A 19856-nucleotide genomic window follows, 5' to 3' on the forward strand; every position below is an offset into this window, starting at 1 on the left:
CCCCCAGGGCGTTCACCCCCAGCCCAACCCCGTAGAAATAACCCTTCAGACCCCGGCTGGCGCTGACGCGGGGGTCTTTCTGCCGCAAGGAGCCCGCCGCGGCGTTGCGGGGGTTCTTGAAGGGCGGATTGCCCTCCTCTTCCAGCCGGGCGTTGAGCTCGAGGAAAGCGGAGATGGGCAGGTAGACTTCCCCGCGCACCTCCAGCGGCCCCGAAAGCGCCACCCGCCGCGGAATCCCGGCGACGCCCAGCAGGTTGGGGGTCACGTCCTCGCCCACGGTGCCGTTGCCGCGGGTAGCCCCCCACACCAGCACGCCGTCCTGGTAGAACAAATTGACCGACAGCCCGTCGATCTTGTACTCCAGGGTGTAGTCGAAAGGCCCCGGCAGCCCCAGCGCGCGGGCCACTCGGGCTTCGAACTCGACGATGTCCTGGGGACCGAAGGCGTTGTCCAGCGAGTAGAGCGGGGTGGGGTGGGTGATGGGGGCGAAGGTGGTCTCGAGGATCCCGCCGCCCACGACCTGGGTGGGCGAATCGGGGGTGACCCACTGGGGATACTGCTCCTCCAGGCGCTTGAGCTCGGCCAGCAGACGGTCATACTCGGCGTCGGAGATCACGGGCGCGTCGAGGACGTAATAGCGGTAGTTGTGGTAGCGCAATTCCTCCCGCAGCTCGAGGATTCGCCTGTAGGCGTCGGAATTCTTCATGGCTAAAGTCTACCCCGATTATGCTCTGGGCGAAACGCCACCCCCACCCCACCTGCTTCGTGCCCACCGCGCCCAATGCTTTGCAAGACTCACGAAAGGTGCCATATAATGCCGCTCGGCAATAGCCAAATGCTGGTGTTCACTTCGAGAGGAGTCACGATGAAGAAATCCGTAGTACTCGGGATCGCGGCCCTGGGCCTGGCCGGTGTGGCCAGCTTGGCGGCGCTGGCCCAGAATCCGATTCGCGTGGGCCTGGCTTTCGACGCCGGGGGCAAGCAGGATCGCAGTTTCAACCAGTCCACCTACGAGGGTGCCCAGCGCGCCGCCAAGGAGCTTGGCGTGCAGATCTTCGACTTCGAGCCCGCCGACCCCTCGCAGGTGGGTTCGGGCATCCGCAAGTTCGCCGAGGAGGGCTTCGATCTGGTCATCGGCGTGGGCTTCGCCAACAACCCCGCCATCACCCAAGCGGCCAAGGAGTTCACCGATGTGAAGTTCGCGGTCATCGACGACGTGCCCGGCGAGGGCAAGCTGCCCAATGCCGTGGGCCTGGTCTTCCGCGAGCACGAGGGCAGCTTCCTGGTAGGCTACATCGCCGGCAGTCTGTCCAACACCGGTGTGGTGGGCTTCGTCGGCGGCATGGACATCCCGCTGATCCACAAGTTCGAGCAGGGCTACAAGGCCGGTGCCGAGCGGGCTTTCGCCGCGCGGGGCATCAAGGGCAAGGTGCTCATCAACTACGTCGGCACCACCCCCGCCGCCTGGAATGACCCCGGCAAGGGCAAGGAGCTCGCCACCAGCCAGAACCGCCAGGGCGCCGACATCATCTATGCCGCCGCCGGAGCCAGCGGTCTGGGTGTGAAGGACTTCGTCCTGCAGAAGCGCTGCCTCAAGGCCAGTGAACTGCCCGCGGGCGTGAAGTTCGTCAGCGACAACTTCAAGGACGTGCCCAAGTACGCCGCCTACAACCAGGCCTGCGCGGGCAACACCCGCCCGGTCTTCATGATCGGCGTGGACGCCAACCAGAACTACCTGGGCGACACCGACCGCAACCCCGCCACCCTCAACCACGTGCTCACCTCGATGCTCAAGCGCGTTGACCAGGCCACCTACTCGGTGATCAAGAACGTCAAGGAGGGCGCCTTCAAGGGTGGGGTGCTGGAGTTTGGCCTCTCCAACAACGGCGTGGGCTACGCCCTCGACGAATTCAACAAGGCCCTGATCCCCCAAGCCGTCCTCAACCGCCTGGGCACCCTGCGCCAGCAAATCATCAGCGGCGCCCTCAAGGTCCCCTCGGCCCGCTAGAGCAGCCAGGGCCCCAAGCCTCTCCCTCCGGGGAGAGGTTTTTTTCAGCCGTCAGCGGGAGGCTCGCGGCTCGTGGTTCACCTCTCCCCGTCCCTCTCCGCACGCGGGAAGGGTTTATCCCCCCCAGCCCCCTTGCTAAGGGGGGAACAAGGCGTTTTGCGTTTTGCGTCTTGCGTATCGCGTACGACGTACGACCCACGTTCAGCGCTCGGCATCCGGCGTCAGACCCCCACCGCACAACGTTTCGGTATTATCTATGTCATGGCAAAGGCCCTCGAGCTGCGCAACATCACCAAGCGCTATCCCCTGGTTCTGGCCAACGACCGCATCTCCCTCGACGTGGGCTGGGGTGAGGTGCTGGCGATCGTGGGCGAGAACGGTGCAGGCAAGAGCACCCTCATGAAGATCGTTTACGGGCTGGTCAAGCCCGACCAAGGCGAGATCATCGTCGAGGGGGTACCCGTCCACGTCACCAGCCCGCGTGACGCCATCGCCAAAGGCATCGGCATGGTGCACCAGCACTTCATGCTCGTCGAGCCCTTCACCGTGCTCGAGAACGTCATCCTGGGCTCCGAGCCCGGCAGCCCTGCCCAGATCGACCTCGCGCGCGCCCGGACCGAAGTGGAGGCCCTGAACAAGGAGCTGGGCTTCAACCTCGACCTCGACGCCAAGATCGAAGACCTCGCCGTAGGCTTGCAGCAACGGGTCGAAATCCTCAAGGCCATCTATCGCAAGGCCCGCATCCTCATCCTCGATGAGCCCACCGCCGTGCTCACTCCCCAGGAAGCCGAGGAGCTCTTCGAGTTCCTGCGCAAGTTCGTGCAGCAGGGCAATGCGGCCATCTTCATCAGCCACAAGCTGGCCGAGGTGATCCGGGTCTCCGACCGCACCACCGTCATCCGTGACGGCAAGGTGGTGGGCACGGTCAACACCAAGGACACCAGCGTGGAGGAACTCGCCCGCATGATGGTGGGGCGCGAGGTCATCCTCACCGTGCAGAAAACCCCCAAGACCCCTGGCGAGGTGATGCTCGAGGTCGAAGGCCTGGTAGCCCAGTCGCACAACCCCAAGCACAGCCTCAAGGGGATCAGCTTTCAGGTTCGCGCCGGCGAGGTGGTGGGGATCGCCGGGGTGGAAGGCAACGGGCAGACCGAACTGGTCGAGGCCCTCACCGGGCTGCGGCCTTACCTTGGCAAAGTCCGCTATGGCGGCCAGGAGTTGCCGCAGAAAGCCCGAGCCGTGCGCGAGTGGGGCTTGTCGCACATCCCCGAAGACCGCAACCAGCGTGGCCTGGTGCTCGACTTCAGCACCCGCGAGAACTGCATCCTGGGTGACCATTACCGCAAGCCATACACCATAATGGGCTTCCTCGAGGCCGACAACATCGAGCAGCACGCCCGAATGGTCGTCGAGAACTTCGACGTGCGGCCCCGCAGCACCGAGCTGGCCGGGCGGCGCTACTCCGGGGGAAACGCCCAGAAGATCATCGTCGGGCGCGAGCTCTCCCGTGACCCTAGGGTGCTGATCGCGGCCCAGCCCACCCGCGGGGTGGACATCGGGGCCATCGAGTTCATCCACGAGCAGATCATCGCGGCCCGCGACCGGGGCCTGGCGGTATTGCTGGTCTCCGCCGACCTCAACGAGGTGCGCTCGCTCTCCGATCGCATCCTGGTGATGTTCGAGGGCCGGATCATGGGCGAACTCAAAGCCGAGGAGGCCACCGAGGAACGCCTGGGCCTGCTGATGGCAGGGATCAGGGCGTAGAGGGGTCGTACGAGCGCAAAGCGCAGGTGGCTATGAGCTATCGGCGACTTCTATGAGAAGTCGCTAATCCTGGAACTCGCCCTGAATGCCCTCGAGCACCACCACGTCGCCGGTGTCGAGGTTGTACTTGAGCCTAGCACCCCGCACCTTGCCGTCCTTGCTCTCGCTGGTGACGGGAGCCTGGGGGGTGCCGTAGAGGAAAGCCACGCCGTCCTTCTCGCGCACTACGGCACTTTGCGCGGTGGTGGTGCGGTCTTTCTGAACCAGCCGCACCTGGCCAGAAAGCAGCAGGGTCTCGTCGTCTACGTTATAGGTCAGGGCATTCGAGTCGCCGCTGAGGGGCTTGTCGCCCGAGCGCTCGAGCTTGATGGGTCCCGAGACGCTGGCTTCGCCGGTCTCGTTGTTGTAGAGCAGCTCGGTGCCAAAAGCCTTGCTGCGCCCTTGCTGTATCTCGACCGAGTTGGGGGTGGCTTTGCGGGCAACCTCGAGCTTTTCCGTGTCGCCCTCCCCCGTCAGCCGTGCGATGCCATCGGTCAGCAGGATGAGTTCCTCGAGGCCCTGGTCTACCAGGACCAGGTTGCCAAAAGCGGTCGCGTCCTTGCCAAACGTCACCTTGACCCGCTTAGCGTCCGACATAACCGCGTAGTTGTACTTAGTGCGCTTTTCCACGGCCTGCTCGGCGTTTTTGCTCAGGGGGACCAGCCGCATGACGAAGCTCTGCCCCGCATCGTTCTTGCGGTCGGAGTTGAACACCAGCTCGACCCACTCCCCCGCCTTGAACTCCTCGAGCCTGGCCTGCCGGTGCTGCCGTTGGATGCGGGTCTCCGCGTTGGTCCAATAGGCCTCTTTGCCCTTCAGGCGGATGATGCCCTGCTCGATGGCCTCGATCTGGCCCACCACGATGTCGCCGAACTCGGCGGCGAAAAAGCTCTCGGGGGTCTGCTGCTGGGCCACGATGGTCTTGCCCCGGCGCACCAGCTCGACCGTCGCGGGATACCACTCCTGGGCGAGGGCGAGCGCCAGCGTCGCCCCCGCCCACAGCAAAAGCCAGCTATTTAGCCGCTTTCTGGAAGTCATTGACGGGAAGGGTGAAGGGTTTGGTGTACTGCACCGCACGGTGTTTGTTCACGTCGTGCTGGATGACGCCGATGGAGAGGCGGAAGTTTTCCTTGGGGTTCTCGCTGCGGGCGGGCTTGCCCGCTACGATGGCGATGCCGGTTTTGTCGTCGTAGACCAGGCTATCGCCGGTGGTGGTGATGTTGCCATCGACCAGCGTGACCCCGCCGGTAGCGATGAGGCGCTTGTCGTTGGTGAGGCTGCGCACCTCCTTGGCCCGGATGATCAGGTTGCCATCGGCTCCGCTGCGCTTGCGGACGAGCACCACCTGCTCCTTGTCGTTGAAGATGGCCAGGCCGCGCTTTTCCTCGTAGTACACCGTGTCCGACTGGCCCTCCTGGTTGCCGTTCTTGAGGAGCACGTTGCCCTCGCTGGTCGAAACGTCGGTATCCACGTCGAAAGTCATCTTGCCGGCGGTGACCTCGACCGGGTCGCCCTTGTCGTCCTTGGGCTCCTGGCGCATCTGCGCCGGGCCGGAGAGCGTGCCCAGGCCGGTGCTTTCCTGATAGACCAGCTTGGGGCCTTTAGCGGTCATGCGGTCACGCTTGACCACGATGCTGCCTTCGAAGGTAGCGGTGCGTTCACCCTCAGCGTCCTTCATGGTCTTGCCCTGCGGGGCGCTCAGCGTGGCCTTGCTCGAGGTGATCACCAGATCCTTGACCGTTCCCTTGATCCCACCGGGCTGGCTGCTCTGGTAGAGCCAGGGGCCATAGCGCAGATCGCCGGAGCGGGTCGCGTTGGGATCGGCACTTTCGATGGTGATGATCCTTACCTCGTTGGCGGCCAAAGCCACCCCAATTAGCGCAAGCCAAAGCATTCGTCTCATGTCCTATCGACCACCTTCTATGTCACACGGGGGCAGTTCGCCGCCCGTCTGGGCAGATTCCTTCTGGATGTTCCAGGTCGGGCTCTGCATGCCGAAGTCGCTGCGGAAGTTGCGCCCGAAGATCTCGATCCCCGGCGCGGTGAGGTGGATGCTGGGAGCGCTGAAGCCGGAGCGCTGGTCCACCAGCACCTCGCTCTCCCCCGGCTTGCCCAACTCGAGCCGGTAGCAGCCCTCGAGGATTTCCACGGTGGCATAGGGCAAGCGAAGGTTATCCACACGGTCGATGACGACCGAGGGGGCCTTGAGCCGCAGATCGAGCTCACCTCTGACGTAGCGCTCGCCGCCTTTGAGCTCGCTCACCCTGGCCTCGCGGCTGCCGGGATCCTGCTCAACCCGGCCAGCCTCAAATTTCCAGGTAGCCTCGGGGTCCTGTTCGGGATAGAGGTCGAGCCGGACGTTCTGCAGCACCACCCCCCGGCTGGGTGTCGGTGGAAGGGGCACCGGGCGACTGGTGAGCACCACCGCCAGGGCAACGATGACAACGAGCAGGATCAGGGCGGGACGCAACACGGTCTCAACCTAGACACTCATGGCCTTAGAAGCGTGAAGCCTGGGCAGGGGCACAACCCCGGCCAAAATCCATCCATCTCACAAAACGTCTCGGGTAGTGCCCCGTGCGCGGTAGTTCATCCAATTCTTGCGCAGGCGCAGGGCTTTGGTCAGCGGGCCATAGAGCGGCGAGAGGGCCAGATCGTAAGCCGGGAAACGCACCCGCCGCCCTCCGAAACCCTCCTTGAAGCGATCGATCCCCGCCGCATGGCTCCCTTCGCTCTGGCGCGGAACGCCCCACAGGTCGTAGGTGTGGTAGCCGTGCTGTATGCCCCACTCTATGGCCCCCCAGTGCATCCCGTTGGGGGCCTTGACGTTGGAGTTCTCGCGGCTGGAACCCCCGTAGAGGTAATCGAGCTTGCCCGCGAAGGCCACGAACAACCCCGCCGCCAGGGCTCTGCCCTCGTGGCGAGCGATGGAAATGAAGGCTTGCCCTTCCGGCTGGTTCATCTCGCGCAGCACGGCCTGGTAGTACTCCTTGCTGTGCTGGAGCAGCTTTGCCCGACGGTTGGTCTGCTCAAATAGCGCCCAGAACTCCTCGAAAGCCTCCTCGCCTTCGATGGTGGTGACGACACGCTTCTGTGCGAGCTTTGTGTTGCGCTTGTGCATGCCATCCATGCCCTCGAGCAGCGCTTCGCGCCCCAGCCGCAGGTCGAGCCAGATGGTGTACTCGGGCTGGATGGTCTCATTGTGGCTCAGGGCCGGGAAGCTCGGGGGCGTAGCCGCCGCATCCTGCCCGGTCTCGGGCTCGAGCTTGAGGTAAGCTGCCCCCCCTGCCCTGACCCGCAAAGCCTCGGCCACCCTGGGCAAATCCTCGATCCTCCGCAGGGCCGGGCCCCTCGAAGCGTAGAGCATCGAGAATGGCCCAAAGAAGCTGCGGCGAAACAACTGAGCCGCTGCTACTAGCTCCTCGCCCTCGTAGAGCGCGATCCGCTCAGGCACCCAGCCCGAAAGCTTCTTGACCTCTCCCCAGCCCCAGCTTTGCAGCGCACTGGTGATGGGCAAGGAGGCCACCAATGCGTTCCAGCGGGTGGGGTTGGTGATGGTCTCGAGTCGAAGCACGAAAGGTCATTATGCCTCAAAGCCGTGGAGGGTACAAATGAGTCTCGAGCGACTCCCACAGCTTGCGCGTGGTGATGATCTGCCCGGCGTGGTGCTGGGCGTGCGCGGCGATGTGGTCGAAGACGTAGATCGCCCGGACCGGGGCGAAGTCGCCCCAGGAGCGCAGGGCCTCGAAGTCGTCTTGCGTGAGCCGGCAGAGCCCCTCCCAAACCAGGCGCAGGTTCCCGCGAAACTCCTCCAGCACCGCCGCAGGAGGCTCGTGGGTCACCCGCAACTGCTCCGGCGGCAGAAGCCGGTAAGCCTCGGGGATCTCCTGCCCTATCCCCCGGTAGTACAGGCGCACCGAGGAGATGCCGATGTGGCGCACCAGCCCGCCGATGGCGTTGGCCTCGGGCGCAGGCACCCACCAGAAGCCCTCTGGGGAGAGGTCCGCAGCCCATTTATCCACGGTCTGCGAGACCTCCTCGAGGTTGCGAAGCCAGACCGAAACCAGGGGGTGAACGCCTTCAATGTCGCCGCGCAGGAACGGCGGGAGCCGGGTGGGAGTCTGCATGGGGTGATTCTACCCACCCGGAGGCTCAGGGCTCGAGCTTCAGGGCACAGCGCCCGGTGTACTTGCGCTGCCGGACGGCCTCAGGGTAAGCCTCGCGGGTGCCCACGAAGGTGAGACCGGTCCAGGTGGGGCCGCTCTGGGTCGCCGAGCAGAACAGCGCCCTCGAGGTCGCGTAGCCGCGGAGGGGCTCGAGGTAGACGGTGGCGTTGAGCTGCTGGGTGGAAGGGCTGTAGGCCAGCACGATATGCCGCTTGTCCTGGACGATGATGGCTCCCTGGGTCCCGGTTCCCTTCACCGCCTGGAAGGGCGGCCTCCGCACGATCACCTTGAAGGTGACGTTGGCGAGGGTGGGGTCCTTGATAAACAGGGTCCAGATCTGGCCCTGCCTGAGCACGCCCCCTTCGGCAGGTTTGGTCAGGGGTTGAGATGAGGACCTGGGCGCCGCCGGGGGCTCAGGGGTGCTCGCCACAGCCTCGCTCCCGGTGGCGGGGCCGGAAGAAGCCGTCGCCGGGGCTTGCTCGACGGCGGCAGGAGCACACCCCACGAGCCAGGTCAGCAGTCCCGCAAAAAGCAATCGTTTCATAGAAGCCTCCGAGATAAACTCGCAGGCATTCTAGCAAATCAATCTCAAGCGCGGTAGATATAAGTTCTGGTCACTGGTTTTCTAAACGCCGAGTTTATCCGTGCGTTGTTTTTCTACCGGCATTCCAGTTACGCCGTGGAAGGCCTCGACTTCCTCGAGGAAGCGCCGGAAGAGGTAGAGCGAGTCGTGGGGGCCGGGGCAAGCCTCGGGGTGGTACTGCACGCTGAAGACCGGGTAGCGCAGGTGGGCCATGCCCTCGAGGGTGCCGTCATTGAGGTTGATGTGGGTGGGGCGGAACTCCTTGAGGGAGTCGGGGTCTACGGCGTAGCCGTGGTTCTGGCTGGTGATCTCGATCTTGCCAGTGAGCAGGTTCTTGACCGGGTGGTTGGCCCCCCGGTGGCCGAACTTGAGCTTGAAGGTGCGCCCGCCCGCGGCCAGACCCAGCAACTGGTGGCCTAGGCAGATGCCAAAGGTGGGCAAGAGGCCCATCAGCTTCCACAGCGTCTCGTGAGCGTAGCGGGGCATGGAGGGGTCGCCGGGGCCGTTGGAGACGAAGAGCCCGGCGGGCTCGAGCGCCATGATCTGCGCGGGGTTGGTCTTGCCGGGCACCACGATGAGTTCGAAGCCCAGCTCGGCCATGTAGCGCATCTGGGCGTGCTTGATGCCGAAGTCCATCACCACGATGCGGCGCTTGCCCTTGAAGGTGGGGAACTGGTAGGGCAGCGGGGTGGAGACCTCGGGGGTCATGTCGCGCCCGTCGATGTCCTTCCAGGTGCGGGCTTCCTCGCGCAGGGCCTCGAGGTCGGCCTGGCTGAAGCGGTAGTTGGGGTCGCCGAGGTGGGAAGCGTGGGCGATGACTCCCTTGAGCACGCCCCCCTCGCGGATCTTGCGCACCAGGGCGCGGGTGTCGATACCCTCGAGGCCCACCACCCCGTGCTCGGTCATGAACTCCGCGAGGCTCTGCTGGGCGCGGGGCCCGGCGGCATAGGTGCTGAACTCCCGTGCCACGAAACCGCGCACCCAGGGGCGGTTGGACTCCATGTCGAAAACGTTGACCCCGTAGTTGCCCTGGTGAGGGTAGGTCATGACCACGATCTGGCCGTTATAGCTCGGATCGGTGAGGATCTCCTGGTAACCGGTCTGGGCCGTGTTGAACACCACCTCACCCACGTTCTTGCCCCGGTGTCCGAAGGCATAGCCGTGGTAAGTGGTGCCATCCTCGAGGACTAAAACCGCGCGTTCCTTCATGGCAATCTCCGCATTCTATGCCGCGCTCTGGCAGCTTTCAACGTGGCCCCCGGCACCTTTTTGGCGCTCAGGGCCTCAAACCAGCACGGCCTCCAATTGCTCGTCGAGGGTTTTCTCGTTGGCGAAGGTGAAGCCCCACTGGCTGCTCAGCTCATCCAGCACCGGCTCGGGGATACCCAGCAGCACGTAGAGCACCTGCTTGGCCGGGATGCGCAGGTCGGAGGCGATGCGCTGGTGGCGGTCTAGAGCCTCGTCGAACTCGCCGGTCTTGCACTCGACGAGCAGGAAGCGGTTGGGGGTGCGCACCAGCAAGTCTACCTCGAAGCGGTCGCCGTTGGGATAGAGGATGAGGGGGTTGGCCTCGAGGTCGTAGGGGATGTTGCGCCGCCGCAGGCTGAGCTGCACCCGCTGACGCACGTAGCGCTCGAACCAACCGCCGGTGAGGAAGCCCTGGTGCTTGCCCTCGCTGCTGGGCCGGGCATAGATGCGCCGCTGCTTGCTGGAGTAAGTGTATTTCTGCAACAGCCCGGCCTCCTTCAGCCACAAGCAAATCTGGGTGTTGGTGCCGATGTCCTGCTGGCTCAAAGCGCTCAGCGAGTACTGGAAGTCGGCCCCGCCCCGCGCCGCTGCGCTCTTGAGGCGGGCATAGAGCCCCTCGAAGGCCGAGTAGCGCTCGCCCATGAAGCCCGCCAGGCGCTCGAGCGCCTTGTCCTCGGCTTCGTTGGATGGGGGCAGGCTGGGCTTGAGTTGCAAGCCCACCTCGGCCAGGTAATCGGCCACCTTGAGGCCGGGGCGCTTGGGCTGCGGCTGGGCCTGGGGCTGGGCTTGAGGGGCAGGGGCGGCAGGCTGAGCCTCCGGGCGTCCTCCGCCCCCACCCCGGCGCAGGCTGCGCAGTTCCTGGAGGATGGTGCGGGTGTTCTGCAGGATGGCCTGCTCGACGGGGTTGGTGCTGGGGTGGGTGCTGAGGGCGAGTTCCTGCAAAAGAGCCCCTGCTCCGCCGAGTTCGGGGAGCGCCTGGTGCGAAAGCAGGGCCCGGGCGAGCCAGGTCTCGAGTTCGCTGCGCAGGCGCTCGCGGCATTCCTCGAAGGTGCGGCCCCGCACCAGCAGGCCCGGAATTTCCGGCACGGCCCCTTCGATGAACCCCCCTTCCCCCGGCTTGTAGTTGGCTGACTTGAGGGCGGCGGCAAGGTAGTCGGTGAGAAGACCCATGGCTGAAGTTTACCCGGCCAGATGAGGGCGAGTAGATAGCCCTACTTCCGAAAAGCGTTGTCGGGATCGAGCACTTTGGTCACGCCGATCTCGCGGCAGTTGTCGTAGAAGGGGCACTGGCTGCACTCCTGGTAGACCTTAGGCGGCAGGTTCTCGCGGGTAGTGACGTGGTAGCCCAAGCCGGTGAAGAACCTGACCTGTAGCGTCCAGGCGAAGATTTGGGGGATGCCCAGATCCTTGGCCTCGCGCTCGGCAGCCAAAGCCAACCAGCGCCCTAGGCCCTGCCCCTGGCGCTCAGGGTGGACCGCCAGGCCGCGCACCTCGGCAATGTCGTGCCAGAGGATGTGCAGCGCCCCCGAGCCCACGATGTGGCCGTCCTCGTCCTCGAGCACGAAGAAGTCGCGCAGGTTCTCGTAGAGGTGGTTGTGGCTGCGCACGAGCATGAGGCCGCGCTCGGCCCAGTACTTGATGAGGGTGTAGATCGGCTCGACGTCCTTCATCCTGGCCTTGCGCAGCTCAACGTTGGCGTCCCAGCGCACGTCTGGGAGCCGGGTGGTTCCAACTTCGATCAGGGTGCTCATCCCTTGCCTCCAATTACAATCCAACCTCGCGTTTGGCGATCTCGACGGCTTCTCGGACCCGCTCCGGCGCGGTCGCGCCGTAGGAGCGTCGTCGGTGGATGGCGCTCTCGAGCCGGGTGAGTTCGAGGGCCTCCGCACCGAAGAGGGGGTGGAAGGACTGAAGCTCGGGCAGCTCGAGGTCGCGCAGTTCCTTGCCTGCCTCGGCGCAGTGGCGCACGATGCGCCCCACCACGTGGTGGGCTTCGCGGAAGGGTAGGCCCTTTTGCGCGAGGTAGTCGGCCAGCTCGGTCGCCAGCGAGAAGCCCGACTCTGCTGCTTTAGCCATGGGTTCGGGCTTCCACACCAACCCCGGCAGCATGGCGGCCATCAGCTTGAGCGAGGCCCGGTAAGTGTCGCAGGCGTCGAAGAGGGGCTCCTTGTCCTCCTGCAAGTCCTTGTTGTAGGCCAGCGGCAGGCCCTTGACCACCGTCGCCAGCGCAACCAGGCTACCCAGCACCCGCCCGGCCTTGCCCCTGATCAGCTCGGCGATGTCGGCGTTCTTCTTCTGGGGCATGATGGAGGAGCCCGTACTGAAGGCATCGGGGAGCACCGCGAAACCGAACTCGAAGGAGGTGTAGAGCACCAGTTCCTCCGCCAGGCGCGAAAGGGTGAGCTGGCCGATGGCCAGGGCCGACAGGGCCTCGAGGGCGAAGTCGCGGCTGGCCACCGCGTCGAGCGAGTTGCGCATGGGCCGGGCGAAGCCCAGGGCCTGGGCGGTGTAGTGGCGGTCGATGGGAAAGCCAGTCCCCGCCAGCGCCGCCGCACCCAGCGGGGACTCGTTGAGGCGCTTCAGGGCGTCTTGGATGCGCCCGGCGTCGCGGGAGAGCATCTCGTAGTAGGCCAAAAACCAGTGTGACAAGAGCACCGGCATGGCCCGCTGGAGGTGGGTGTAGCCGGGAAGGATGAGGGGGGGCTCGAGGTACTTCTCGGCCTGCTGCACCAACACCCGGCGCAAGGCCTCGAGCTCGCCCAGGATCGCGCTGAGTTCTCCCCGCAGCCACAGCCGCAAGTCGGTGGCAACTTGGTCGTTGCGGCTACGAGCGGTGTGCAGCTTGCCGCCCACCGGCCCTACGAGCTCGGTCAGGCGGGTTTCGATGTTCATGTGCACGTCCTCGAGTTCCTCCCGCCAGACGAAGGTGCCCTCCACAATTTCCTGGCGCACCTCGAGCAGCCCCCGCCTCAAGGTCTCGGCTTCCTCGGCGCTGATGATGCCCTGCTTCGCCAGCATCGCCGCGTGGGCCAGCGAGCCCTCGATATCCACCAGGGCCAGCCGTCGGTCAAAGGTCCAAGAGGCGTTGAACTGCTGGGCCAGCCGGTCGGGAGCCTCGGCGAAGCGCCCGCCCCAGGTGCGTTGGGTCTGTTCCTGACTCATGGATGGACCTCGAGGTATTTATGCAGTACGAAAGGCGGAGGGGTTAGCGGGTTTGCGGCGCTATAGACGAGAGAGAGGTTGAGCACGTAGCCCAGCGAGCCGTACCACTCGACCAGGCGGTACTGATCGTACCGGACGGCCAAGCGTAGCTCCACGAGGCCGAGGGCTCGAGCCTTCTCCTCTACCACCTCCATCAGCTTCGGTCCCCAGCCGTGTTTGCGGTACTCCGGCAGCACGCCGAGCTTCTTGACCTCCCCTACCCCGGCTTCACTGGGATGAGGAACCAGCCGCACCGAGGCGACGACCTGCTCGTCATCGACGACCACCCAGCCAAAGCCTTTTTGCAGATCGAGGCGGACCTTCTCCGCACTCTCCCGGTGCCCCGAGGAGTCCGGAGCAACCCTACCCGCCCAGGCCTGGCGAACCATCTGGGCGATGGCTTGGGCGTCGTCGAGGGTGGCTGGGCGGATCAATCCCCCCTGACCCCCGTTAAGGGGGGAAATGGCGTCCTGGGGGGTAGGTTCCATCCGCCTCACCTCACTAATCTCTTGGCTGGGCCTTGGCCCGCACCCGCAAGCGCAGGGCGTTGAGCTTGATGAAGCCCTCGGCGTCGGCCTGGTCGTAGCCGCCTTCCTCGTCGAAGGAGACCAGGCTCTTGTCGTAGAGCGAGAGGGGCGAGCGGCGCCCGGCCATGATGATGTTGCCCTTGTAGAGCTTGAAGCGCACTGTGCCGGTGACGGTGCGGGCCACGTGGTCGAAATAAGCCTGCAGCGCCTCACGCTCGGGCGCGAACCAGAAGCCGTTGTAGACGAGCTCGGCGTACTTGATGGCCAGCTGGTCACGCTGGTGCATCACCTCGCGGTCGAGGGTGAGGCTCTCCACCGCCCGCCGGGCGTGGTAGAGCAGCGTGCCACCGGGGGTCTCGTAGACGCCTCGCGACTTCATGCCCACGAAGCGGTTTTCCACCAGATCCACCCGCCCAATGCCGTGCCGCCCGCCGATGGTGTTGAGCTTGGTCAGTAGCTCAGCGGGGCTCAGGCGCTCGCCGTTGACCGCCACCGCGTCGCCACCCTCGAACTGGATTTCGACCAGCTCAGGCTCGTTGGGCGCTTCCCAGGGGTCTTTGGTGAGGCGGAACATGCCGGCAGGGGGCTCGGCCCAGGGGTCCTCGAGCACCCCCCCTTCATAGGAGATGTGGAGCAGGTTGGCGTCCATGGAATAGGGCTTCTCCAGCGTCACCGGGACGGGGATGCCATGCAAGGCTGCATACTCAATCATCTGCGGACGCCCCACGAAGTCCCACTCTCGCCACGGAGCGATCACCCGGATGGAGGGCTCGAGGGAGTAGGCCGTGAGCTCGAAGCGCACCTGGTCGTTGCCCTTGCCGGTCGCGCCGTGTGCGATGGCTTCAGCGCCCTCCTCCTTGGCGATGCGCACGAGGTGCTTGGCGATGAGGGGCCGGGCGATGGAGGTGCCCATGAGGTAATAGCCCTCGTAGAGCCCACCGGAGCGGAACATGGGGAACACGAAATCCCGCACGAACTCCTCGCGCAGGTCCAGGGCATAGGCTTTGCTGGCCCCGGTCTTGAGCGCTTTAAAGCGGGCTTCCTCGACCTCCTCCCCCTGCCCGATGTCGGCGGTGAAGCAGATGACTTCGGCGTTGTAGTGCTCAATGAGCCACTTCAGGATGATGCTGGTGTCCAGACCACCGGAGTAGGCCAAAACGATTTTCATGCTCATCATTCTCCAATCATGCTGCATAGTTCGGGCGGGGACGCGCCCCGCCCGAAAAACGGCAAGCCGACGTCCTGGATCAAGCACAAAGTCGTCGCACTCGCCCTTCCATACTGCATAACTATACGCAGGGTGTGCCCGCAGGTCAATATGCAGGTAGCCTAGAGGCGCGCGGCATCTGGCATTCGCAGTTCAGCGTTGGGCGTCTTGCGTTTCGCGCACGACGTACGACCCCTTATGCTGTGGATTGCGGCTTATGGATTACCTCAACGCGCTGCTGGCGGGTTATTTTTTCGGAAGCCTCCCCTTTGCCTATTGGTTCGGCCTCCTGCAGGGGAAAAACCTGTTGGCTGAGGGTTCGGGCAACGTGGGAGCCCTCAACGCCATGCGGGTGCTGGGAGCAGTACCCGGCCTGATGGTGCTGGTCCTGGACGTGGTCAAGGGTCTGATGGCTGTGGCGATGGGTGAGTTTTTAGGGAAGAGCCTCGAGGCTGGACTCCTCGCGGGAGCAGCCGCGGTCTGGGGTCACTGCTTCTCGGCCTGGCTGCTGGGCCGGGGAGGCAAAGGCCTGGCACCTGCCGTGGGGGTGCTGCTGGCGGTCAAACCACTGATGCTGCTGTCGTGTGCGGTGCTCATCGCGCTGACCTACCTCCTCTCGCGCAGCCTCTACCGGTCCATCGCCCTCGCAGCGCTCTGCTTCCCGGTGATCGCCGCGAGCGTGGGGCAGGCCGCGCCCTATATCTGGTTCGGCTTGGGCGTGGGGATTCCCATCGCTCTGCGCCACCTTCCCGAGTGGAACCGCCGCAGCCTGCCCAACCCCAGGAAGTGACGCGCCCGAGGCGGCTATCGACCATCGACTCACATCGACTCAGGGCTCGGGGATGGCCCGCAGGTCGAGGGCCCTGGCGTGGGCCTCGAGTCCTTCTTCCCTCGCCAGCCTGGCCCCTAGCTGCGCCAGGCGCACGGTGGTTTGGCCGGAAAGCCCCACCACCGGGATCACCTTGAGAAAATCGCGCAAGGCCAGACCTCCCCCATAGCGCGCCGTGCCCGCGGTGGGCATGACGTGGCTGGGACCGGCGATGTAATCGCCCAGCGCTTCACAAGAGTGCTCTCCCAGGAAGACCCCCCCGGCGTTGCGCACCATCCCCAGGTATTCCAGCGGCTCGCGCACCGACAGGCAGAGGTGCTCGGGTGCGTAGAGGTTGGCCCACTCCAGGGCCTGCTCCAGGCTCTCGACCCGCACCAGCCCGCTGCGGGCGAGGGCCTGGCGGGCGATGGCGGCCCTGGGCAGGTCGGAGAGCTGGCGCTCGAGTTCGGCTTCGACAGCCTCGAGCAGTTCTCTATCGGGCGAGAGCAGCCAGGCTTCGGAGTCGGGCCCGTGCTCGGCCTGGGCCAGCAAGTCGGCGGCCAGCAGGCGGGGGTTGGCCGAGGAATCGGCCACGATGAGGGTCTCGGTGGGACCCGGCAGAGCCTCCATGCCCACCGAACCGTAGACCTCGCGCTTGGCCAGCACCACGTAGCGGTTGCCCGGCCCCATCACCTTGTCCACGCGAGGCACCCGCGCGGTGCCATAGGCCAAAGCGGCGATGGCCTGGGCTCCGCCCATGGCGAACAGCCGGTCGGCTCCGGCCACCCAGGCCGCGGCCAAGATGGCCGGATGGACCCTGGGCGGGCTCGCCAGCACGATCTCACCAACCCCCGCGACCTTGGCGGGAACGGCGGTCATGAGCACCGTGGAGATCAGCGGGGCGCTACCCCCAGGAACGTAGACCCCCACCCGATCCAGCGGGCGCACCAACTGGCCCAGAACCCCTTCGGGGGTAGCCTCGAGGAAGCCTCCCTGCGGCTCCTTGCGGTAGAAGGCCTCGATGCGTTCCCTGGCGGTCTCCAGTGCGTCGCGCAGGTCGGCCTCGAGGTCGTCGTAGGCCTCGCGCCACTCGCGCTTGGGGATCTCCTGGACGGCAGCCCCGTCGAGCTCGAGGCTCCAGCGGTCGAGGGCGGCGTCGCCCTCGAGCTCGACGCTCCTCAATATCTCACGTACTCTCTCCAGCGCTTCGCCATATTCGACCGTCATGCGGCGGTCGGCGAAGCGCCCTTGGACTTGTTGTGCGGTCTGAATCATGGTGGGTGAGTGGTCCTTCAAGGGCAAAAGCTTACTCGAAGCGGCGACGACGGCGGCGCCGGCGGCTGCGGCCAGGCTGGCCCTCCTTTTCCTTAGACTTCGGCTGCAGCGCCTCAACCGCCAGCAACTCGGCCTCGAAAACGTGGTCGCCCACCTTCTGGGTCAGGCGAACCGGATAGCCTTCCGCGTCGAAGTACAGCAGCGAGAGGCCGGGGCGCAGCCGGTAGACCCGCACCGGGGTCTCGCCCCAGGGAAGGGTGAGGGTCTGGTCGGGCAGGCGCTCGGCGTAGGCCCGTCCCCCCACCAGGCCAAACTGAGCGACTCCCCCCACCTCGAGTTCAAGCCTCGAGACCGCCACCACCAGCGAGAGCGGGTCGTGCAGGTCGGCCACGTAGGGGATGGCAAAGTCGTCGCGACCCTGGCTCACCACCACCAGGCCGTCCTCGCGGGAGAAGTCTACCTCCATCACCCCTCCCCCGTTGCCCTCGACGCGCTCGACGTAGCGCCGGGGAAAGCCCCGAGGATCGAGGTCGCTCTCCCAGCGGTGCCTCGTTCGCGGTGGGGGCAGGTCCACCTGGGCCTCGAGCACCACCCTCCAGCCCCGCCCCATGGGCTCGAGGGTCAGCCGCTGCTCCCCCGCCGGCTGCCCAGCATAGCGAAGCACGAAGCGCAGCGATTGCGGCGTAGCCAGGTTCATGGCCCAATCATAAGGCAGGCAAGCAGGGGGTAAGTCGTCAGCCGTCAGGAATAAGCCCGTGGCCTGTGGCTCGTGACATGCGCCTTCCTTTTCCGAGTGTGGGGAGGGGGATCCCACCCAGCCCCCCTTGCTTAAGGGAGGTGATAAGGCGTCTTGCGTTTTGCGTACAGCGTAGGACGTACAAGCCCCTTTGTGCCCCCTCCCCAACCCGCCCGCCGAAGCATCGGATAAGATACGCTTTGTGCAGGAACGCATTCGCAACTTCTCCATCATCGCGCACGTGGACCACGGCAAGTCCACCCTCGCCGACCGCATTCTCCAGATGACCAAAGCGGTGTCGGAGCGGGAGATGCGCGAGCAGTTTCTCGACTCGCTGGAACTCGAGCGCGAGCGTGGCATCACCATCAAAGCCAGCGCGGTGCGCCTGTTTTACGAAGCCTCAGACGGCCAGACCTACACCTTCAACCTCATCGACACCCCCGGCCACGTGGACTTCGGTTACGAGGTGAGCCGGGCCCTCGCCGCCGTGGAGGGCGTATTGCTGGTAGTAGACGCCTCCCAGGGGGTCGAAGCCCAGACCATCGCCAACTTCTACTTAGCCCTCGAGCACGAGCACACCATCATTCCCGTGGTCAACAAGATCGACCTGCCCTCCGCCCGGCCCGAGGAGGTGGCGCTGGAGATCGAGGAGGTGCTGGGCCTGCCTGCCGAGGAGGTGGTCTTCGCCTCCGGCAAGACTGGCCAGGGCGTGGAGGACATCCTCGAGGCCATCGTCCATCGCGTCCCTGCCCCCAAGGGCAAGCCCACCGACCCCACCAAGGCCCTGATCTTCGACTCGATCTATGACGCCTACCAGGGCGTGATCCCCTACGTGCGGGTCTTCGAGGGGAGCATCCGCCCCGGCGACCGCATCCGGGTGTGGTCGAACAACAAGGAGTTCCAGGTAGACCGGGTGGGGGTCTTCCGGCCCGGTTCGCTCGAGCCCACCGGCGGCTTAGGCCCCGGTGAAGTCGGCTGGCTCACCGCCAACATCCGCGAGATCGGCGACACCCAGGTGGGCGACACCATCACCCTCGCCCCCAACCCCACCGACGCAGCCTACCCCGGCTTCAAGCCCGCCAAGCCGGTGGTCTTCGCCGGCATCTACCCCACCGACACCCAGGACTACAACCGGCTGCGCGACGCCCTGGAGAAACTAAAGCTCAATGACGCGGCCCTCGACTTTGAACCCGAGACCTCCGAGGCACTGGGCTTCGGCTTCCGCTGTGGCTTTCTGGGGTTGCTGCACGCCGAGATCGTGCAGGAGCGGCTCGAGCGCGAGTTCGACCTCGACCTCATCGCCACCGCGCCCAGCGTGATCTACCGGGTCATGCGCTCGGACGGCTCCATCGAGGAGGTCCACAACCCCTCGATGATGCCCGATCCCGGCACCATCGAAGTCATGGAGGAGCCCTACGTCAGGCTCACGGTCTACACGCCGGAAGAATACGTCGGTCCCATCATGCAGCTCTTGCAGGAGAAGCGGGGGCGCATGGAGCAGATGAACTACCTGGGGGGCACGGGGGGCAGCAAGCGGGTCGAGCTGCGCTACGAGGTGCCCTTCGGCGAGATCCTCTATGACTTCCACGACCGCCTCAAGAGCCTCTCGAGGGGCTACGCCTCCATGGACTACGAGCAGGCTGGCTACCGCGAAGGCGATCTGGTCAAGGTCACGGTGCTGGTCAACGACGAGCCCGTGGACGCCCTGGCCTTCATCACCCACCGCGACAAGGCTTACTCTATCGCGCGCAGCATGGTGGACAAGCTGGCCGAGGTCATCCCCCGCCAGCAGTTCGCGGTGCCCGTGCAGGCCGCCATCGGGGGCAAGATCATCGCGCGGGCCACGGTCAAGGCCTTGCGCAAGGACGTGCTGGCCAAGTGCTACGGCGGCGACGTCAGCCGCAAGAAGAAGCTGTTGGAAAAGCAAAAAGAGGGTAAGAAGCGGCTGAAGTCCATCGGCAAGGTGGACGTACCCCAGGAGGCCTTCCTGGCCGTCCTGTCGGCAGGACGCGAGTAGGGTTCGATGCGGCAACGGCTGTTCTGGATCATCGCTGCGCTGATCTTCCTGCCCAACTGCGTCTTCATCCTGGGGATGTGGTGGCTCGAGCCCCAGAGCAATTTTCTCTCCATCGGCGCTCGGATTGGCTGGCTGCTGCTGCTGGTGCTGATCGCACTTTCGGTGGGCTCGCTGCTGACTTCGGCCCTGCTGCGAGCTTTCGGGCAGTCGTATCATTCAACCGGCCTATTCGCCCGAGCTCAACCCTGCCGAACGGGTTTTTGAGGAGGTCAGGCGG

The 19856-nt window shown here is 65.3% G+C and carries 20 protein-coding genes; 5 read left to right on the forward strand and 15 right to left on the reverse strand.

Features of this window, described 5'->3' with window-relative positions; genetic code table 11:
- Positions 1 to 706, reverse strand: a 706-nt coding sequence (locus tag Mrose_RS14355) for a DNA ligase LigA-related protein (RefSeq protein ID WP_420808357.1), incomplete at its 3' end; no start/stop codon positions are given.
- A 159-nt stretch (positions 707 to 865) separates the two neighbouring features.
- Here Mrose_RS14355 and Mrose_RS14360 point away from each other — a divergent pair.
- A complete protein-coding gene (locus Mrose_RS14360) occupies positions 866 to 2008 on the forward strand; it encodes a BMP family lipoprotein (protein ID WP_119279438.1) in 1143 nt (380 codons plus the stop codon).
- A 261-nt stretch (positions 2009 to 2269) separates the two neighbouring features.
- Positions 2270 to 3772: an ABC transporter ATP-binding protein gene (locus Mrose_RS14365; protein ID WP_119279405.1), complete on the forward strand. Its 1503-nt coding sequence runs from the start codon at positions 2270 to 2272 to the stop codon at positions 3770 to 3772.
- Positions 3773 to 3835: 63 nt separating this feature from the next.
- Here the strand turns inward: Mrose_RS14365 and Mrose_RS14370 are convergent, their stop codons facing one another.
- The 12 genes from Mrose_RS14370 to Mrose_RS14425 all read right to left on the reverse strand — a co-directional run bounded on the left by Mrose_RS14370 (position 3836) and on the right by Mrose_RS14425 (position 14704).
- Entirely contained in the window at positions 3836 to 4849 is a 1014-nt protein-coding gene (locus Mrose_RS14370; RefSeq protein WP_147371671.1) for a hypothetical protein, read from the reverse strand.
- On the reverse strand, positions 4824 to 5714 hold the full coding sequence (locus Mrose_RS14375; protein ID WP_182482839.1) for an LptA/OstA family protein: 891 nt from the start codon (positions 5712 to 5714) through the stop codon (positions 4824 to 4826). The genes Mrose_RS14370 and Mrose_RS14375 overlap by 26 nt, the downstream gene beginning before the upstream one ends.
- 3 nt (positions 5715 to 5717) lie before the next feature.
- Positions 5718 to 6284 (reverse strand): hypothetical protein, encoded by a 567-nt coding sequence (locus Mrose_RS14380; RefSeq protein ID WP_119279411.1) that lies wholly within the window; start codon positions 6282 to 6284, stop codon positions 5718 to 5720.
- 78 nt (positions 6285 to 6362) lie between these two features.
- On the reverse strand, positions 6363 to 7385 hold the full coding sequence (locus Mrose_RS14385; protein WP_119279413.1) for a lipid II:glycine glycyltransferase FemX: 1023 nt from the start codon (positions 7383 to 7385) through the stop codon (positions 6363 to 6365).
- Between the two features lie 16 nt (positions 7386 to 7401).
- A complete protein-coding gene (locus Mrose_RS14390) occupies positions 7402 to 7938 on the reverse strand; it encodes a DinB family protein (protein WP_119279415.1) in 537 nt (178 codons plus the stop codon).
- A gap of 25 nt (positions 7939 to 7963) precedes the next feature.
- Positions 7964 to 8521: a hypothetical protein gene (locus Mrose_RS14395; RefSeq protein WP_147371672.1), complete on the reverse strand. Its 558-nt coding sequence runs from the start codon at positions 8519 to 8521 to the stop codon at positions 7964 to 7966.
- Positions 8522 to 8602: 81 nt separating this feature from the next.
- The gene (gene carA / locus Mrose_RS14400; RefSeq protein ID WP_119279419.1) at positions 8603 to 9769 is read right to left on the reverse strand and encodes a glutamine-hydrolyzing carbamoyl-phosphate synthase small subunit; all 1167 of its coding nucleotides are present in this window, start codon (positions 9767 to 9769) and stop codon (positions 8603 to 8605) included.
- Between the two features lie 75 nt (positions 9770 to 9844).
- A complete protein-coding gene (locus Mrose_RS14405) occupies positions 9845 to 10978 on the reverse strand; it encodes a type II toxin-antitoxin system HicB family antitoxin (protein ID WP_119279421.1) in 1134 nt (377 codons plus the stop codon).
- Positions 10979 to 11019: 41 nt separating this feature from the next.
- A complete protein-coding gene (locus Mrose_RS14410; protein ID WP_119279422.1) occupies positions 11020 to 11559 on the reverse strand; it encodes an N-acetyltransferase in 540 nt (179 codons plus the stop codon).
- Between the two features lie 13 nt (positions 11560 to 11572).
- A complete protein-coding gene (argH, locus tag Mrose_RS14415) occupies positions 11573 to 12970 on the reverse strand; it encodes an argininosuccinate lyase (RefSeq protein WP_119279424.1) in 1398 nt (465 codons plus the stop codon).
- Positions 12967 to 13497, reverse strand: coding sequence for a GNAT family N-acetyltransferase (locus Mrose_RS14420; RefSeq protein ID WP_119279426.1), 531 nt, complete (start codon positions 13495 to 13497; stop codon positions 12967 to 12969). The genes argH and Mrose_RS14420 overlap by 4 nt, the downstream gene beginning before the upstream one ends.
- A gap of 13 nt (positions 13498 to 13510) precedes the next feature.
- Positions 13511 to 14704 (reverse strand): argininosuccinate synthase, encoded by a 1194-nt coding sequence (locus Mrose_RS14425; protein ID WP_119279428.1) that lies wholly within the window; start codon positions 14702 to 14704, stop codon positions 13511 to 13513.
- A gap of 256 nt (positions 14705 to 14960) precedes the next feature.
- Here Mrose_RS14425 and Mrose_RS14430 point away from each other — a divergent pair, with 256 nt between their 5' ends.
- Complete coding sequence (locus tag Mrose_RS14430) at positions 14961 to 15533, forward strand: glycerol-3-phosphate acyltransferase (RefSeq protein WP_119279430.1); 573 nt, start codon at positions 14961 to 14963, stop codon at positions 15531 to 15533.
- Positions 15534 to 15572: 39 nt separating this feature from the next.
- Here the strand turns inward: Mrose_RS14430 and hisD are convergent, their stop codons facing one another.
- Both hisD and Mrose_RS14440 read right to left on the reverse strand, forming a co-directional pair.
- Positions 15573 to 16826, reverse strand: coding sequence for a histidinol dehydrogenase (gene hisD / locus Mrose_RS14435; protein WP_119279432.1), 1254 nt, complete (start codon positions 16824 to 16826; stop codon positions 15573 to 15575).
- A 31-nt stretch (positions 16827 to 16857) separates the two neighbouring features.
- Positions 16858 to 17523: a DUF3108 domain-containing protein gene (locus tag Mrose_RS14440; protein ID WP_119279434.1), complete on the reverse strand. Its 666-nt coding sequence runs from the start codon at positions 17521 to 17523 to the stop codon at positions 16858 to 16860.
- A 241-nt stretch (positions 17524 to 17764) separates the two neighbouring features.
- On the opposite strand from Mrose_RS14440, the gene lepA reads away from it, so the two are divergent.
- Positions 17765 to 19579, forward strand: a complete 1815-nt coding sequence (gene lepA, locus Mrose_RS14445; protein WP_119279436.1) for a translation elongation factor 4 — start codon at positions 17765 to 17767, stop codon at positions 19577 to 19579.
- Positions 19580 to 19585: 6 nt separating this feature from the next.
- Positions 19586 to 19843 (forward strand): hypothetical protein, encoded by a 258-nt coding sequence (locus tag Mrose_RS14450; RefSeq protein ID WP_182482840.1) that lies wholly within the window; start codon positions 19586 to 19588, stop codon positions 19841 to 19843.
- The last annotated feature ends 13 nt before the right edge of the window (positions 19844 to 19856 follow it).

The sequence above is a fragment of the Calidithermus roseus genome, from assembly GCF_003574095.1.
GTDB classification, from domain to species: Bacteria; Deinococcota; Deinococci; order Deinococcales; family Thermaceae; genus Calidithermus; species Calidithermus roseus.

Bases quoted from the DNA above. Each gene is read 5' to 3' on its own strand.
- Mrose_RS14425 (WP_119279428.1), bottom strand. From the start codon at position 14,704: ATGAAAATCGTTTTGGCCTACTCCGGTGGTCTGGACACCAGCATCATC.
- Mrose_RS14440 (WP_119279434.1), bottom strand. From the start codon at position 17,523: ATGAACCTGGCTACGCCGCAATCGCTGCGCTTCGTGCTTCGCTATGCT.
- Mrose_RS14360 (WP_119279438.1), top strand. From the start codon at position 866: ATGAAGAAATCCGTAGTACTCGGGATCGCGGCCCTGGGCCTGGCCGGT.
- Mrose_RS14405 (WP_119279421.1), bottom strand. From the start codon at position 10,978: ATGGGTCTTCTCACCGACTACCTTGCCGCCGCCCTCAAGTCAGCCAAC.
- Mrose_RS14430 (WP_119279430.1), top strand. From the start codon at position 14,961: ATGGATTACCTCAACGCGCTGCTGGCGGGTTATTTTTTCGGAAGCCTC.
- Mrose_RS14395 (WP_147371672.1), bottom strand. From the start codon at position 8,521: ATGAAACGATTGCTTTTTGCGGGACTGCTGACCTGGCTCGTGGGGTGT.
- Mrose_RS14410 (WP_119279422.1), bottom strand. From the start codon at position 11,559: ATGAGCACCCTGATCGAAGTTGGAACCACCCGGCTCCCAGACGTGCGC.
- argH (WP_119279424.1), bottom strand. From the start codon at position 12,970: ATGAGTCAGGAACAGACCCAACGCACCTGGGGCGGGCGCTTCGCCGAG.
- Mrose_RS14450 (WP_182482840.1), top strand. From the start codon at position 19,586: ATGCGGCAACGGCTGTTCTGGATCATCGCTGCGCTGATCTTCCTGCCC.
- Mrose_RS14420 (WP_119279426.1), bottom strand. From the start codon at position 13,497: ATGGAACCTACCCCCCAGGACGCCATTTCCCCCCTTAACGGGGGTCAG.
- Mrose_RS14365 (WP_119279405.1), top strand. From the start codon at position 2,270: ATGGCAAAGGCCCTCGAGCTGCGCAACATCACCAAGCGCTATCCCCTG.
- carA (WP_119279419.1), bottom strand. From the start codon at position 9,769: ATGAAGGAACGCGCGGTTTTAGTCCTCGAGGATGGCACCACTTACCAC.
- Mrose_RS14375 (WP_182482839.1), bottom strand. From the start codon at position 5,714: ATGAGACGAATGCTTTGGCTTGCGCTAATTGGGGTGGCTTTGGCCGCC.
- Mrose_RS14390 (WP_119279415.1), bottom strand. From the start codon at position 7,938: ATGCAGACTCCCACCCGGCTCCCGCCGTTCCTGCGCGGCGACATTGAA.
- Mrose_RS14370 (WP_147371671.1), bottom strand. From the start codon at position 4,849: ATGACTTCCAGAAAGCGGCTAAATAGCTGGCTTTTGCTGTGGGCGGGG.
- hisD (WP_119279432.1), bottom strand. From the start codon at position 16,826: ATGATTCAGACCGCACAACAAGTCCAAGGGCGCTTCGCCGACCGCCGC.